16 protein-coding genes and 1 riboswitch are annotated in these 13,774 nt (G+C 52.1%); of the genes, 5 read left to right on the top strand and 11 right to left on the bottom strand.

Going from position 1 to position 13,774, the window contains the following annotated elements; translation table 11 throughout:
- Window positions 1–66 precede the first annotated feature (66 nt).
- Complete coding sequence (locus H144_RS0129215; RefSeq protein ID WP_019945682.1) at window positions 67–801, bottom strand: metallophosphoesterase family protein; 735 nt, start codon at window positions 799–801, stop codon at window positions 67–69.
- A 192-nt stretch (window positions 802–993) separates the two neighbouring features.
- On the opposite strand from H144_RS0129215, the gene H144_RS0129210 reads away from it, so the two are divergent.
- Complete coding sequence (locus tag H144_RS0129210) at window positions 994–1,962, top strand: 3-keto-disaccharide hydrolase (protein WP_019945681.1); 969 nt, start codon at window positions 994–996, stop codon at window positions 1,960–1,962.
- Window positions 1,963–2,137: 175 nt separating this feature from the next.
- Window positions 2,138–4,645, top strand: coding sequence for a phosphocholine-specific phospholipase C (locus tag H144_RS0129200; RefSeq protein WP_019945679.1), 2,508 nt, complete (start codon window positions 2,138–2,140; stop codon window positions 4,643–4,645).
- Between the two features lie 79 nt (window positions 4,646–4,724).
- Here H144_RS0129200 and H144_RS0129195 read toward each other — a convergent pair whose 3' ends face one another.
- Window positions 4,725–5,129: a DoxX family protein gene (locus tag H144_RS0129195; protein ID WP_019945678.1), complete on the bottom strand. Its 405-nt coding sequence runs from the start codon at window positions 5,127–5,129 to the stop codon at window positions 4,725–4,727.
- 242 nt (window positions 5,130–5,371) lie between these two features.
- Between H144_RS0129195 and H144_RS0129190 the strand changes: the two genes are divergently transcribed.
- Both H144_RS0129190 and H144_RS0129185 read left to right on the top strand, forming a co-directional pair.
- Window positions 5,372–5,674, top strand: coding sequence for an RNA polymerase sigma factor (locus tag H144_RS0129190; RefSeq protein ID WP_019945677.1), 303 nt, complete (start codon window positions 5,372–5,374; stop codon window positions 5,672–5,674).
- Window positions 5,675–5,705: 31 nt separating this feature from the next.
- Window positions 5,706–6,050, top strand: coding sequence for a hypothetical protein (locus H144_RS0129185; protein WP_019945676.1), 345 nt, complete (start codon window positions 5,706–5,708; stop codon window positions 6,048–6,050).
- 6 nt (window positions 6,051–6,056) lie between these two features.
- On the opposite strand, the gene H144_RS0129180 is transcribed toward H144_RS0129185, so the two are convergent.
- The 7 genes from H144_RS0129180 to H144_RS0129150 all read right to left on the bottom strand — a co-directional run bounded on the left by H144_RS0129180 (window position 6,057) and on the right by H144_RS0129150 (window position 11,335).
- Complete coding sequence (locus tag H144_RS0129180; protein ID WP_019945675.1) at window positions 6,057–6,620, bottom strand: DUF1572 domain-containing protein; 564 nt, start codon at window positions 6,618–6,620, stop codon at window positions 6,057–6,059.
- 42 nt (window positions 6,621–6,662) lie between these two features.
- A complete protein-coding gene (cobC, locus tag H144_RS0129175; RefSeq protein WP_019945674.1) occupies window positions 6,663–7,196 on the bottom strand; it encodes an alpha-ribazole phosphatase in 534 nt (177 codons plus the stop codon).
- Entirely contained in the window at window positions 7,181–7,987 is an 807-nt protein-coding gene (locus H144_RS0129170) for an adenosylcobinamide-GDP ribazoletransferase (RefSeq protein ID WP_019945673.1), read from the bottom strand. The genes cobC and H144_RS0129170 overlap by 16 nt, the downstream gene beginning before the upstream one ends.
- Before the next feature lie 24 nt (window positions 7,988–8,011).
- Entirely contained in the window at window positions 8,012–9,037 is a 1,026-nt protein-coding gene (gene cobT / locus H144_RS0129165) for a nicotinate-nucleotide--dimethylbenzimidazole phosphoribosyltransferase (RefSeq protein WP_019945672.1), read from the bottom strand.
- 1 nt (window position 9,038) lies between these two features.
- A complete protein-coding gene (locus tag H144_RS0129160) occupies window positions 9,039–9,551 on the bottom strand; it encodes a bifunctional adenosylcobinamide kinase/adenosylcobinamide-phosphate guanylyltransferase (RefSeq protein ID WP_019945671.1) in 513 nt (170 codons plus the stop codon).
- On the bottom strand, window positions 9,548–10,132 hold the full coding sequence (locus H144_RS0129155; RefSeq protein ID WP_019945670.1) for a cob(I)yrinic acid a,c-diamide adenosyltransferase: 585 nt from the start codon (window positions 10,130–10,132) through the stop codon (window positions 9,548–9,550). The genes H144_RS0129160 and H144_RS0129155 overlap by 4 nt, the downstream gene beginning before the upstream one ends.
- The gene (locus H144_RS0129150) at window positions 10,133–11,335 is read right to left on the bottom strand and encodes an ABC transporter substrate-binding protein (protein WP_229208030.1); all 1,203 of its coding nucleotides are present in this window, start codon (window positions 11,333–11,335) and stop codon (window positions 10,133–10,135) included.
- A riboswitch (cobalamin riboswitch) is annotated at window positions 11,335–11,515 on the bottom strand. Its footprint overlaps the gene before it by 1 nt.
- Before the next feature lie 50 nt (window positions 11,516–11,565).
- Here H144_RS0129150 and H144_RS0129145 point away from each other — a divergent pair.
- Window positions 11,566–11,853, top strand: a complete 288-nt coding sequence (locus H144_RS0129145) for a hypothetical protein (protein WP_063826428.1) — start codon at window positions 11,566–11,568, stop codon at window positions 11,851–11,853.
- On the opposite strand, the gene cbiB is transcribed toward H144_RS0129145, so the two are convergent.
- Both cbiB and H144_RS0129135 read right to left on the bottom strand, forming a co-directional pair.
- Window positions 11,837–12,772 (bottom strand): adenosylcobinamide-phosphate synthase CbiB, encoded by a 936-nt coding sequence (gene cbiB / locus H144_RS0129140; protein WP_026351087.1) that lies wholly within the window; start codon window positions 12,770–12,772, stop codon window positions 11,837–11,839. The two genes, H144_RS0129145 and cbiB, sit on opposite strands and share 17 nt — an antisense overlap.
- Window positions 12,751–13,773, bottom strand: a complete 1,023-nt coding sequence (locus H144_RS0129135) for a pyridoxal phosphate-dependent aminotransferase (RefSeq protein WP_019945666.1) — start codon at window positions 13,771–13,773, stop codon at window positions 12,751–12,753. The genes cbiB and H144_RS0129135 overlap by 22 nt, the downstream gene beginning before the upstream one ends.
- Window position 13,774 lies beyond the last annotated feature (1 nt).

Below are 13,774 nucleotides of genomic sequence, written 5' to 3'. Positions count from 1 at the left end.
TTGGATAAGTTTCCCGAAAATGCGTCACCAGGCATTGGGTAAATCGCGCCAGCCATTTGATGTTTTCTATTTGACCACATCAAAGCCGCTTCCATGATTCAGCACCACTTCCGTCCGCACCGTTCGGCCATCGAGCTCGATGATGCGGTAGCCGTAGTAGCGGGCGTGGATGACGATTTCCGACGGGTTCTTTTCCATTTGCACCGAGGAGGCGGGCGTTACGTATTGCATGATATTTTCTTCTTTGGTAAAATCATCGGTGTGATAATGGCCGCTGAAAACGACGATCTCACGGTCGCTGCGAACGAGCACTTCCTTCACCGCTTCGCGATTCAGCAGCGGATATCTAAAATCTACCGCCGTAAAGACTTGCAAAACAGGATGATGGACAAATAGCAGCACTCTCTTCGTCGTAACGAGCTCATGTGCCAGCCATTGCAACTGCACATCGCCGATGGAGTCGGAAGAGGAATCCAGGAAGATGTATTTGAAATGCGCATCTTCTTCCGAATGGTACATTTCAGTTTTCGTACTGAGGTAGGAAGGATGATAGTGGGGTTTGATATCGACGAACTTGTCGTGGTTACCGGGAATGACAGTGAAGCGGAAGCCTTTCAGCAATGCAAAAAATCGTTCATACGCGTCGGAATGGCCGATGTCGCCCGTGAAAATCACATCCCTGATACCTCGCGCGCCCACGTCCTGCAAAATCAGTTTCAAATTGGTATCCGTATCGGCGCCGTTTTTGGCCGACCATTCTTCCATTAAATGAATATCCGTAATCTGCGCAATACGTTTCATAGCCTTCCTTTTTTGATTCGAACATAATCTTCCAACACCTTAAATTTCACGACAAAATCGCTGCAATAACTGATCCAATCGGTGGAAGGTCGATGTGCCAATTGAAACTTTGAGCCGAATAGCTCCCGATCTCCCAAGCAACAATTGATTTTTATCTCTAACTTTCCCGACCTTTAATTACCTAAAAAATTTATGAAGACAATATTCCAAACCAACCTGTACCGGGCTTCCCGGCGCTTGATGCTCGCAGCGGGCACCCTGCTGATGGCTACCTTTTCGACCCATGCAGCCAATGCGCCCCTTGCATCTCCCCTAGAAGGCCGCTGGGACATTTCCGTCGACGCAAACGGCAAAGTGCTGCCTTCCTGGCTGGAAGTGCGCCACTCGGGCAATGCGACGCTCGTTGGGCAGTTTACCGGCTTTTCCGGCAGCGCTCGGCCTATTTCCGTTGTGCATTTCAAAGATGGAAAGTTCGATTTCGCGATCCCGCCGCAATGGGAACGCGGCGACAGCGACCTGAAAGTGGAAGGTACCGTTTCCGGCGACGCGATCACCGGCTCATTGACAACGCCCGATGGAAAAACGTACAGCTACAAAGGCGTACGCGCCCCGTCATTGCGCGGAAAAGCGACGCCTGCATGGGGCACGCCTATCAAACTGACGGCCGGCAACGAAATTAAAGGCTGGCATGCGACGGGCGAAAACCAGTGGTTAGCTGAAAACGGCATCCTGCGCAGCCCTAAATCAGGTGCCAACCTCGTAACCGACCAGAAATTCGGCGATTTCAAACTGCATATTGAATTCCGTATTCCGAAAGGCAGCAACAGCGGCGTGTACCTCCGCGGCCGCTACGAAGTACAAATCACCGACGGCAAAGGCATGGAACCTGCCCTTGACCAGATGGGCGCTATCTACGGCTTCATCACACCCAGCGAAATGGTGGCCAAAGAAGCCGGCGAATGGAATTCGTTCGACATTACATTGATCGGCCGCATGCTGACGCTCGTTGCGAACGGCAAAACGGTGATCAGCAACCAGGAAATCCCAGGCATCACCGGCGGCGCGCTCGACAGCAACGAAGGCGAGGCCGGTCCGCTCTACATCCAGGGCGACCACGGCCCGGTCGAATACCGCAATATCGTGATCACACCTGCGAAATAATCCGCCAGGCGACGGCGCTTAGCCAGTCCCAAGCCACAGCCGCTATCATACCTTGCAGCAATGCCCGGAATATGGTAGCGGCATTTTTTTGTCCCATGGAACAAATGATAACCCTCGGGTAACAGTCGATAGTGCCCACGGGAATAATTTTGAAGTCCTAAACTCACCAACATTAATGGATTCGAGAAGAGATTTTCTTAAAAAAGCCGCCCTGCTCGCAGGTACGGGCGCAATGGCGAACACGCTTCCACCGGTTATTCAAAAAGCGCTGGCGATCGACCCGGCGCCGGGCAGTACCTTCTACGACGCCGAGCACATTGTATTCCTGATGCAGGAAAACCGGTCGTTCGACCATCAGCTGGGCATGTTGCAGGGTGTCCGCGGCTTCAACGACCCGCGGGCGATCGACCTCGCCGATAAAAATAAGGTATGGTTCCAAACCAACAAGGCGGGCGAAACCTACGGGCCTTTCCGCCTCAATGTCAAAGATACCAAAGTGGCCTGGATGGGCTCCATTCCGCACGGCTGGTCGGATCAGACCGATGCCATGAACAATGGCAAATATGACCGCTGGCTGGATGTGAAAGCGCCGAGAAATAAACAATACGCGCACATCCCGCTCACGATGGGCTATTGCGACCGCTCCGATTTCCCGTTTTACTATTCCCTGGCCGACGCATTCACCGTTTGTGACCATAACTTCTGTTCGAGCATCACCGGCACGCACCCGAACCGTTATTACTGGATGACGGGCACCGTGCGCGAGAAAAACGAACCGGCCGGACTCGCGCATTTGTGGAATATAAGCAATTATGAATATCCCGAGCTGGAATGGAAAACCTACCCGGAACGCCTCGAAGAAAACGGCATCAGCTGGAAGGTTTACCAAAACGAACTCACGATGGGTTACGGCCTGAAAGGCGAAGAAAGCGCGTGGCTGAGCAACTTCGGCACCAATGTGCTGGAGTATTTCAAAGCATATAATGTCCGATTCCACGAAGGCGGGATCGCGAACCTGGAAAACAAGCGGAAAACGGTGATCCAGACAATCGCTGACCTGGAAAAAGAGGCGACTACCGATTCCCGCGCCGCTACCAGAATGGCCGCGGCCAAACGCCTTCTGAAAAACATTGAAACCGCCCAGACGAAGTTTAACAAGGAAACACAGGGACGTCTGACAGATAAAGATAAGAAGCTGAATGACAAGGCATTCACGACGAACATCAGCGATCCGCATTTCCACGAACTGACATCCCTCACGTACGCCGACAATGGTACAGAACGCACATTGAATGTTCCGAAAGGCGACGTATTCCACCAGTTCCGGGAGGATGTGAAGAATGGGACTTTGCCGACGGTTTCGTGGCTCATGCCCCCCGCGCATTTCTCCGATCACCCCGGCGAGCCGTGGTTCGGGCCGTGGTATGTGAGCGAGGCGATGGAGATTCTTCTGCAAAACCCGGAGGTTTGGAAAAAGACCATTTTCATTGTCACTTATGATGAAAATGACGGTTATTTCGACCATTTACCACCATTTACCGTCCCTAATCCCTATAAAGAGAACACGGGAAAAGTATCCGCGGGCATCGATCCGAAGCTTGATTTCGCATTGGCAGATCAGCAGACCAACCCCTCGGCTAACCCGGCGAGTATTCGCGAAGGGTCTATCGGGCTGGGCTACCGCGTGCCGATGATCATCGCATCACCCTGGTCGAGAGGTGGTTATGTCAATTCCGAAGTTTTCGACCATACCTCTTCCCTGCAATTCCTGGAAAACTTTTTGGAAAAGAAGTTTAACAAAAAGGTGTATGAAGAAAATATCACCAACTGGCGACGGACGATCTGCGGCGACCTGACGTCGGCGTTCCGGCCTTACAATGGCGAGAAAATCGAGAAGCCGGTTTTCCTGCAGCAGAAGCCATTTATCGAAAGCATTCACCAGGCGCAGTTTAAACAGGCCCCTGAAAATTTCAGAAAGCTGGGCGCCGCGGAGCTTGCTGAATTGAATGCTAATCCGGCTACATCTGCACTATTTCCCGTTCAGGAAAAAGGCGTCCGCCCGGCTTGCGCATTGCCGTACGAAGCTTTCGTCCATGCACAGCTCAGCAAAACGGGCGACGCGCTGCAGGTGACATTCCAATCGGGTAACCGCATTTTTGGTACAAAGTCGAGCGGCATACCCTACCGTGTATACGCGATGAAGCCTTATCAAAACGAAACTTTACGCTCATGGGATTACAGCGTAGCCGCCGGCGACACGCTTTCCGACCACTGGCAGCTCGCAGGTTTCGATAACAATGCTTACCATCTGCGGGTTTACGGACCGAACGGGTTCTACCGCGAGTTTTTGGGCAATGCAGGCAACCCGAAACTGAAAGTAAGCTGCGAATATGAAGTAAAATCGTCGAAACCGACAGGCAATGTCCTCGTCACGATCGAAAACCTCGATTCGAAGGCGCATAACGTGACGATTGAAGACAAAAGCTACAAGACCGGCCTAAAAACGAAGGCCTTTGCGGTCGGCGGCAAGGCATCGCTCGTGCTGGATTTGGGCAAATCCTTCCAGTGGTACGATTTCAGCGTGAAAGTGAAAGGGTACGACGCCTATGAAGAGCGGTTTGCCGGTCACGTCGAAACCGGGGCTGTCACGAAAACCGACCCATTGATGGGTGGCATCGTATAGCATCGATTATCAATAGAAAAATGGCCGGAAACGATCCCCGTTCCGGCCATTTGCATTGCTGATGAAGTGTAATTCGAGCCTATTTTTTGAAAGGGATGAGTTCGCGAAGCTTCTCGTCGCGCAGGTACAAGCCCGCCCATACGAGCACACCGAAAATGGCTGCGAAATACAACGGTTGCCCCACCCGCACCATAATGGCGATGGCTCCGCCCAGATAGCCGGTAATGAGGATCGCGCCCAGTATAGCGGTTCGCGGAATAACGTAAATGATGGTGGAAATCAGCAACGCGATGCCGATGCTCTGCACCTGGTCCGCGGGCCAGCCCAGCGCCGTGGAGCCTTCCATGTGATGCGATTCTTTGAAAACTTTGCCGAGCGCGTCGAAAAGCAGGAACAGAACGCACAATGCACTGATGATTTTGCCGGCTAACGCAACTTTGCTGCCGCTGCTTTTGGTGTCCGGATTGACGAATGTAGCTTCCATGATTTCCTTTGGTTTATATCTTTTTGTTTGACTGATTGACTGATACAAAACTAATGGGTGCAGGATGGACAAACGCTGTGTAAAAACGGCATTGTTAGGGGGCTTTTGCGCCACCTCCAGAACGATTCTATTGGCTTTCCTGCAATTACCGCACAATTATTCCGTTGTAGGTTACAAAAAGTAGAAATTATTAGTAACTTGCTTATAACTGAAATTCCAACGTAGCCCGCAAAAACTGAAATATGAAAGAACCGATTATGCAGGATGACATCCTCGCTTCAAGCATCCGTAATGGAGATATACCCTCATTTACAAGGGTTTACGAAACCTACCACGCTTATCTGTTCCGCTTTGCACTACGCTTCCTGAAATCCACCGAGCATGCCGAAGAAGCTGTACACGACGTGTTCCTGAAATTGTGGGAGAACCGCGATTGCCTCAACAACGAATGCTCCCTGAAAGGTTACCTGCTTAAAATCTGCAAAAGCCACATTTTCCAGGTGCTCACGCGGGCAGGTAAGGAACAGGCCATGCTGCAAGTCTGATAATCCCTTGACCGAAAACCAGCGCGGATGCATGGATAAGGAAATTCATATCAGAAATCTCGTTTACAAATACATCTCGAACCAATGCAACGGTCACGAGCAGGACGAACTGCTCCGTCACCTGCAAACGCCGGCCGGCAAATGGGTTTTCGATGAGGTAATGACCTCCGAAGCCGGGAAAATCTTTACAAATAAGGAAGAAATAGAACCGGCGGTTTCAAACCGGTTGCTCGGGCGCTTGCACAAAAGCATGCTGCCGGAAGACGATACCTTGCAGCAACCCGTGCCATTCTATCGCAACAGAAACTTCATTTTAGGTGCAGCGGGCGTTGTAGTATTACTCATTGCCTTCCTGCTTTACCGCTTTCTGGCGTAGAATCTCCTATTTTTTAATGTATTCATCCGTGAAATGCGTCCTGGCTTTCGGCTGGGCGAACTTGTCGGCATTGTAATTCTGTGATTTGCCACGAGGGATCGAGAGCGACGACCATCGCTCGTCCAGTGCCATTTTTCCGATAAACACAATCTGCCCTACGTGATAAGGATAATGCGCCAGCTGCCGGTTAATCGCCTCCATCACCGAATGCCCCTGGTTTCGGATGTAAATAACAGTACTCCAATTCGATTCGTTAAGTGAATCCAGCGCCTGGAAAAGGCAGTTCCAGCCTTCGTTCCATTTGGCGAGCAGGTCTTCTCGACCGTTGATATCGTTATCAAACTCAGCGTCGCGGTTACGCCATTCTTTTTCGCCGTCGGTGGTCAGGAAATCGGTCCAGCGGGAAAGCATATTGCCCCACAAATGCTTCACAATGCTGGCAATGCTGTTACTCTCTTCATTATATTTCCAAAACAGCTGGTCGTCGCCGAGCTGCGCGATCGTCTTTTCGCCCAGCATTTGATAGTACTCAAACTGCTTCCTGACGCTTTCGAGATATTCCTGGTTCATGCGCGGTGATCGGGTTGATTTATATAACCAAATTACAAATTGTTACCCATTAAAAGAACCCGAAATACGGATCAGCTCGCCGTATCCGACTTTGATATTGAAAACTTCCTTCAAATCTATCCCCCGTACGATCGACAGGATGAGCCGGATCACGCCGGCATGCGTCACAATTGCAACATTTTGATATTCAGAGCGAATGAGCTCTTGCCAGAATGCTTTCACGCGTGCGTGCATCTGCATCATGCTCTCGCCGCCGGGCGTACATACGTGTACGAAGTCGTCCATCCATGCCTGTAACGCCTGCTGGTCCACCGTATCCCAGGTTTTGCCCTCCCATTCGCCAAAATCCAGTTCCTGCAAACGGGGATCTGTTTCAAAACCGGTATCCAGCGCCTTCGCGAGTTCGGTACAGCGTAACGCAGGGCTTGAATAAACCTTGTCAAAATGCAAATGCAGTTGCGACCTTACTGCTTCCAGTTCATTGGAAAAATCGGCATGAAGCAGTAATTCCTTGCGCCCGTAGATAAGTCCAGGCTCGGTAATGGGCGTGGTGTGACGGATCAGGCAAACTTCCATAATACGGTCACAAAGAAGTAAAATGCAATTTCACAAACCTGCTGAATGGCGCCGAGGCAATCGCCCGTGTAGCCGCCGATCCATTTTTTGAAATAACGCGCCAACAAAATGGTGATAATTCCCAAAACGGGTATAACAGCAAAAAGCAATGGTTGCGACCATCTCATGGCCAGGGCCAGCAATGGTATGACGGCGAAAACGATAGCCGTAACCAATACCGAAAAAGGTGGTTTTTCGGCAACAGGCTTTGCTTTGCTATCGGTATCGCGCGCGTAGGGGAGCATGTAAATGACAAATACGGGCATGAGCCTGCTTAATGCATGTCCGGTCACCAGCAAGCTGATAATGCCTGTTTGAAAAGTATCCGTTGCTGCAATTTGCAGCCCAATGGACTGAAGCAGCGTGAATTTTAATGCTAAAATCAATATCAGCCCGACGGAAGCGTACGCCCCTACCCGGCTATCCTTCATGATTGCGAGGATCTTTTCGCGCGTCCAGCCGCCGCCGAAGCCATCGCACACATCGGCAAAACCGTCCTCGTGAAAAGCACCGGTCAGTAAGATCGAAATGATCATCGAGCAGAGAATGGCTATCGAAGGGTTTGTGAGATAGCCTGCAAAAAGCCAGGTCGCGCCAGCTGCCATCCCGACCATCCACCCCACAAACGGAAGGTAGCCCGTCGCCAGGCTGAGATTTTCAGGCTTGTACACCACCCATTTCGGTGCCGGGAGCCGGGTGTAAAATTGTAATGCCGTAAAGAAGAGCGTGAATTGCTGGCGAATGTGCGACATCGGATAGAGCGGCTATTGTTGTTATTAGTCCGTTTTCTGGCTCACACCGGCGCTTTCAAAGCTTGCCATTTCGTTCAGAAACGCAACGGCGCTTTGCAGCAGCGGATAGGCCAGCGCGCAGCCCGTACCTTCACCCAGGCGCATATCGAGTTTCAATATCGCCTCGGCTTCCAGCGATTCGAGCAGCAAACGGTGGCCTCTTTCATTGGATTGGTGGCAGAAAACCGCATACCGGCGGGTAGACGGTTCCATTTGAAATGCACACAAATAGCTCACCGACGCGATAAATCCATCGACCAGCACCAGCATTCCCAGCCGCGCCGCTTCGCGCATGGCGCCGCACATCATCGCCATTTCAAAGCCGCCGAATGTCGCGAGTACCGATTCCGGGTCGTTGCCCGCATGCGCGTGCAGTTCCAATGCGCGGGTAAGTATTTCGATTTTTTGTAAAAGCTGGGCATCGTTCAGTCCCGTACCTTTTCCGACACATTCGCTGACAGGGATATGCAGCAACCGGCTCATCACCGCCGACGCAGCTGATGTGTTACCGATGCCCATTTCGCCGAAACCGACTACATTGCAGCCGTTTTGATGTACGTTCCGTACGAGTTCAGCACCTTTTTCAAGACATTCCCGGCATTCGGCTGCCGTCATCGCGGGCTGCTGCGCAAAGCTTTTCGTACCGAATCCGACTTTTGCGTCGATCAGTTTTTCGTTTTGGCCAAAATCATAATCCACACCCGCATCGACCAGCAGCAGGTTAATACCGTGCTGTCGCGTAAAAACGTTGATCGCCGCACCACCACCTATGAAATTGAGCACCATCTGCGGCGTCACCTCCGACGGGTAGGCACTCACGCCCTGCGCCGCAATGCCGTGGCTCGCCGCAAACACGATGACATGGGGATTCAAGAGCTGCGGCGACAAGGTATTTTGCACGGAAGCGATCTGAAATGCCAGCTTTTCCAGCGCGCCTAATGCGCCCAGCGGCTTGGTTTTCAAATCGATCTTCGCCTGGATTTCCTGTTCGGTAAGGGTGGCCGTGTACATATTATTTGATTGATTTTAAAGTAAATGGAATACCCGAAACCAGCATAACGGCTTCGTCCGCAGCGGCGGCCGCATATTGATTGGCCCAACCCTGCAAATCGGTAAACTTCCGGCCCGCCTCCGTCTCCGCATGAACGCCCATGCCGATCTCGTTGGAAATGATGATGAGCGTCGCATCGATTTTCGCCAGCGCATCGACCTCCGCCTTGAATGCGGTAAGTGATTTTTCGATATCGTATTCAAATGCGACGAACAGGTTCGTGAGCCACAGCGTAACGCAATCGATCACCACCACTCTACCCGCCAGCGGCAACCGGTGGATGTCCCGCTCGCTTTCCAGCAACGTCCATTCCGGCCCGCGTTCGTCCTGGTGCCTTTTCACGCGCTCGGCAAAGTCTTCGTCCCAAATGCGGGAAGTGGCCACATAGATCGGATTGGGCGATTTTTGCAAGGCCAGCGCCATCGCAAACCTGCTTTTCCCGCTGCGCACACCGCCTGTGACGTAGGTAATCATGAAGGTTCCGCGCTTTTGAAACGCTTGTACAAGAACAGCTGCCACTTTTCTTCCGCCACACCAGCCTTGTCCATTTCGGCACGGGCCAGCGTAAAAAACAGGTCGGACAGACGGTTGATGTACGCCGGAATGGCCTCATGCACCTCGTCGGTTTTGATGAGCGACACCAGCCTGCGCTCGCCGCGGCGCATTTGGGTGCGCACCATATGGCAAAGCGCCGAAACTTCATTCCCGCCGGGCAGCAGGAAATAATCCGATGGCGAAGTCATAGCAGCTTCCAGCGCATCGATCCACTCTTCACAAAAAGCGGCGCCATCCTCAGGCATCGGGTTTTTATTCTCCTTCTTGGCATCAGATGGCCGGGCCAGGTGCGACATCATATCCATCAGGTCCTTCTGGATTTTGTGCAGGTTCGGCTGCCATTCGTGCCCATTCCCGAGCTTCACGCGCAGCATCCCGATCGTCGAGTTAGCCTCGTCGAGCGTGCCGATGCACTCGATCCGCACGTCGTCCTTACTCACCCGGCTTCCGCCGAAAAGGCCCGTGGTGCCTTTATCGCCTTTTTTAGTATATATTTTCATTTAATCAATTAATTTATAATAGATCAGCTCGTGTCTGGGCAATAATTCGGGATGGATAATTCGGATGAGGTCGGCCAGTACCAGTTGCGGATTTACCGCACCCGATTCCCAGTAATCATTCGCTCCCTGGGCATTCATGCGGTTGTTATAACTGTAAATGTGATTGGTTTTGAATGCCTTGAAGTCCGCGTAGCGCACGTCACGCGCGAGGACATCCTTTTTGGAACGAACATTCCCGATACTCACATTCAGCCAGAAGTCTGCTTCCAGTGCCACCGGGTATACGGTTTCAAAGCTCAGCGGTAAGCTGCCCGTCGCCCTGGTGTCGGACCAATGATAGGATGCACCGGCATCGCGGAAGAAGCGGTTCACATAGCTATCGCCATTCGGCACGTACCAGGCGTCTTTGGAGTTCATGCCGGTAATCAGCGTCGGGCGGTTGGTTACCTTACTGGTCAACTGCCTCAATCGCGCGTACTCCTGCTCCACGCGGGCGAACTTGCGGTTTACTTCGCTTTCCTTGTTAATCAGTGCGGCCATCAGCTTCACCCATTCCGCCCGGCCGAGCGGCGTCGTTTCCACCCATTCCGAATTGACCATCACGGGTATCCCGGCCCGATGCAGTGATTCGTAGCGGGCGACCCTGGATACCGGACTGCCCGTCGCCATGATCAGGTCCGGGTGCATACCCACGAGCAGTTCCTCGTTCAGGCCCTGGTCCTTCCCTACTTCTACGATTTTCCCGGATTGAATGCGGCTGATGACCCTCGGCGAAGACACATATTTGAGATTGCCCATCCCCGTAAGAATATCCTCACAACCCAAAAATCCCACCAACCCGATATGCAGCGACGACATCGCGACCATGCTCCGCACGGGGATCTCGATTACCTGGCTGTCTTTGTAGCCGATCGGTCGCGGCGTCCCGCGCTGCACGAGCACATAGGAAAGCGTGTCCGTCGATTTTTCGAACGGGCTCATGATTTTGACCACCTTATAATGGCCGTGATAGCTGATTGTGAAGCCTTTGGCGTGCGCCACTTTCACCTTTTCAGGGAAGAGGTCTTTACCGGAATAATGCGAATCGCCCCTCTCGTAAATGGACGACGAAGTGCTGCACCCGGCCATCAGGCTCAGCAGCAGAAGGACTGCAAGTAATTTTGTACGGTTCATGTAGTCATCGGCCTTTCTTCCGAAAGCCATATTAACAGCGTTTGCAGGCAGGTCTTCTGACTCGTCCAACTCTTGCGCCTTCCCGGGTTCCCCCAGTGGCAACTTACAAGAGCCTCACAATGAACTCACAGCAGCGGAGACTGTTCCGGATTTACACCGGATTCCCTTTTAATCACGCACAATGCGCGCACCTGGATGGCCGCAAAACTAGCAATATTTTATTGCTTATCATTGCAAACATTCAATTCCACACACGCCGCATGAAACGGGACGACACCCTCCGGAAATCCATTCTGGAAGATATTTTCGACGATTTCTTGGTTTTCAGCCGCCGGATGTTCACATACTATTCCCGCATTCTCGACAAATACGACAAGCCGATCACCGCTTTTGCCATTTTCACCGACGCAAATCGTTCTTTCCGGCCCTGTGAATACTACCGGGAATTTATAGGTGCATGCCCGCTGGAAGAAATTGCGAATATTGTGGGTGAGCCCATTGAGTTGATCCATAAGGTTAGGCTCGGTCGTCTTAAAGGGCTAATGTGAGAAAAGCTTCAATCAAGACGATTATCAACAAGCATGTGAAATGATTGATCCTCGCGACGCGATCGATCTCATTCGCTCCTACCACCCGCTCGCGCTCCCCGATAAACGGCTTCTCCACCAACTTCCCGTGATACACATTCGGCCCGCCGAAGCGACAATCTAAAATACCGGCCAACGCGGCCTCCGGGTAACCGGCGTTGGGACTTTTGTGTTTGTTTCCGAATTGTAAAGTGAATCTTAATCCGCGCTTGCTTCCGGTCACGACTACCATCAATAGCGCCGTCAGCCGGGCGGGAATGAAGTTGGCAACATCGTCCAGGCGCGCGGCGAATTTTCCGAACTGCTCATAATGCTCGCTGCGGTAACCCAGCATCGAATCCATTGTGTTGATCATTTTGTATACCATCATACCGGGTACGCCCGCGACCGCGTAATAAAACAACGGCGCGATGACACCGTCGCTCAGGTTTTCGGACATCGTTTCCAGCACGGCAATGCGGATTTGCTGCGCGCTGAGGTTAGATGTATCCCGGCCCACAATGCGCGAAAGTTGCTTTCTCCCCGCTTCCAACCCCTCATTTTCCAATACTGCATATACCTTTTTGCCTTCTGCGATCAATGAATGATTGGCTAACCCGTAGTAAACCCACATGGTATTGACTATCAGAAATAAATAACGGAAATGACACAGCAGCGCATTCAATTGATGGAAGAACAAAAATGCTGCGACAACTAATATAATGCTCAGCAGCATACCCTTCCAGAATCTGTACCGCCCGCGGTTCAGCAGCTTCTCGCCCATGGCAATGGCATTCCCGTAAACCCGCACGGGATGTGGCCAGTGGTCGGGATCACCAAGCCAGAGATCCAGCAGGTAGCCGCCGAGCAACGGAATAATTAATAGTAGAGGCTCTGCCATTCTTTCAATGCATTGACCATCGTTTCATTATCGGCCGGGCGCTGGGTAGCGAGCCGGAAATGCTGGCGGGTGAGTCCGCGGAAATTGCCCGCGTCGCGGATTAGCAGTCCGTGTTTTTCGAGCAGAAATTCTTTCAGTTGCGCCGCATTCCGTACCAGCGTCCGGGCCAGGAAGAAATGCGTGCCGCTTTCGAACACTTCCAGGCATTCCAGTTTTTTTAATTCTTGAACAAACGTTCTATTATTTTTCAACAACTCCTGAACCGGCGGTTGAACGCTTTCGAAATGGTCGAAAATGTAATGCCCCGCTGCAATCGCCAACGTGTTGACCGTCCAGGGTTGTTTGATATTTGTCAATCGATCCACGATATCTTCCTGTGCAAGCAGGTAACCCAACCTCAGGCCAGGTATCGCGTACGTTTTGGTTAACGAACGCATAATGAGCAGATTCGGGAACCGTGTCATCAGAGAAACGGCCGATTCAGCATTGGCTGTGAAGTCGATAAAAGCTTCATCTACAACAAAAAGACATTGCGGGTTCAGTTTGAGCCAATACAGGAGGTCGTGGAAAATGAGTCCCGTCGGATTGTTAGGGCTGCAAATGAACAGCAAGTCGGTCTTCAATCTCGGGAGTTCGAGCGCTTCCTGCCAGGACATACTTCTGATTTCATGCTCAAAACTCAGACAGGCGTCTTCATACTCGGCGAACGACGGCGCGACGATGGTCGTCCGCTTGCCCGTAAAAAGCTGCGCGATCAGGTAAATGCTTTCCGTGGTGCCGTTGCAAACGAGCACCTGGCCCGCCGGGACCTGGTGATGGCCGGCGATTTTCTCGCGCAAGCTCTCGGCAAGTACTTCGGGATAGCGGTTGATGTCGGCCCAGCGCTCGAAAACGTGCGCTTTGAGGCCGGCCGGTTCGCCCCCGTACCAGACATTTGTGCTGAAATCCGCGATGATGCGCGTTCCATACCGGTAGCCATCATCCCCATGCCCGTGCAGCATA

Source organism: Dyadobacter beijingensis DSM 21582 (assembly GCF_000382205.1).
Lineage (GTDB): Bacteria > Bacteroidota > Bacteroidia > Cytophagales > Spirosomataceae > Dyadobacter > Dyadobacter beijingensis.
Note: the sequence above shows the minus strand (reverse complement) of the source record. Positions and strands in the feature narration are given on the sequence as shown.

Excerpts from the sequence above, each read along its gene's own strand:
- H144_RS0129215 (WP_019945682.1), bottom strand. The coding sequence starts at position 801 with ATGAAACGTATTGCGCAGATTACGGATATTCATTTAATGGAAGAATGG.
- H144_RS0129210 (WP_019945681.1), top strand. The coding sequence starts at position 994 with ATGAAGACAATATTCCAAACCAACCTGTACCGGGCTTCCCGGCGCTTG.
- H144_RS0129200 (WP_019945679.1), top strand. The coding sequence starts at position 2,138 with ATGGATTCGAGAAGAGATTTTCTTAAAAAAGCCGCCCTGCTCGCAGGT.
- H144_RS0129195 (WP_019945678.1), bottom strand. The coding sequence starts at position 5,129 with ATGGAAGCTACATTCGTCAATCCGGACACCAAAAGCAGCGGCAGCAAA.
- H144_RS0129190 (WP_019945677.1), top strand. The coding sequence starts at position 5,372 with ATGAAAGAACCGATTATGCAGGATGACATCCTCGCTTCAAGCATCCGT.
- H144_RS0129185 (WP_019945676.1), top strand. The coding sequence starts at position 5,706 with ATGGATAAGGAAATTCATATCAGAAATCTCGTTTACAAATACATCTCG.
- H144_RS0129180 (WP_019945675.1), bottom strand. The coding sequence starts at position 6,620 with ATGAACCAGGAATATCTCGAAAGCGTCAGGAAGCAGTTTGAGTACTAT.
- cobC (WP_019945674.1), bottom strand. The coding sequence starts at position 7,196 with ATGGAAGTTTGCCTGATCCGTCACACCACGCCCATTACCGAGCCTGGA.
- H144_RS0129170 (WP_019945673.1), bottom strand. The coding sequence starts at position 7,987 with ATGTCGCACATTCGCCAGCAATTCACGCTCTTCTTTACGGCATTACAA.
- cobT (WP_019945672.1), bottom strand. The coding sequence starts at position 9,037 with ATGTACACGGCCACCCTTACCGAACAGGAAATCCAGGCGAAGATCGAT.
- H144_RS0129160 (WP_019945671.1), bottom strand. The coding sequence starts at position 9,551 with ATGATTACCTACGTCACAGGCGGTGTGCGCAGCGGGAAAAGCAGGTTT.
- H144_RS0129155 (WP_019945670.1), bottom strand. The coding sequence starts at position 10,132 with ATGAAAATATATACTAAAAAAGGCGATAAAGGCACCACGGGCCTTTTC.
- H144_RS0129150 (WP_229208030.1), bottom strand. The coding sequence starts at position 11,335 with ATGGCTTTCGGAAGAAAGGCCGATGACTACATGAACCGTACAAAATTA.
- H144_RS0129145 (WP_063826428.1), top strand. The coding sequence starts at position 11,566 with ATGAAACGGGACGACACCCTCCGGAAATCCATTCTGGAAGATATTTTC.
- cbiB (WP_026351087.1), bottom strand. The coding sequence starts at position 12,772 with ATGGCAGAGCCTCTACTATTAATTATTCCGTTGCTCGGCGGCTACCTG.
- H144_RS0129135 (WP_019945666.1), bottom strand. The coding sequence starts at position 13,773 with ATGCTGCACGGGCATGGGGATGATGGCTACCGGTATGGAACGCGCATC.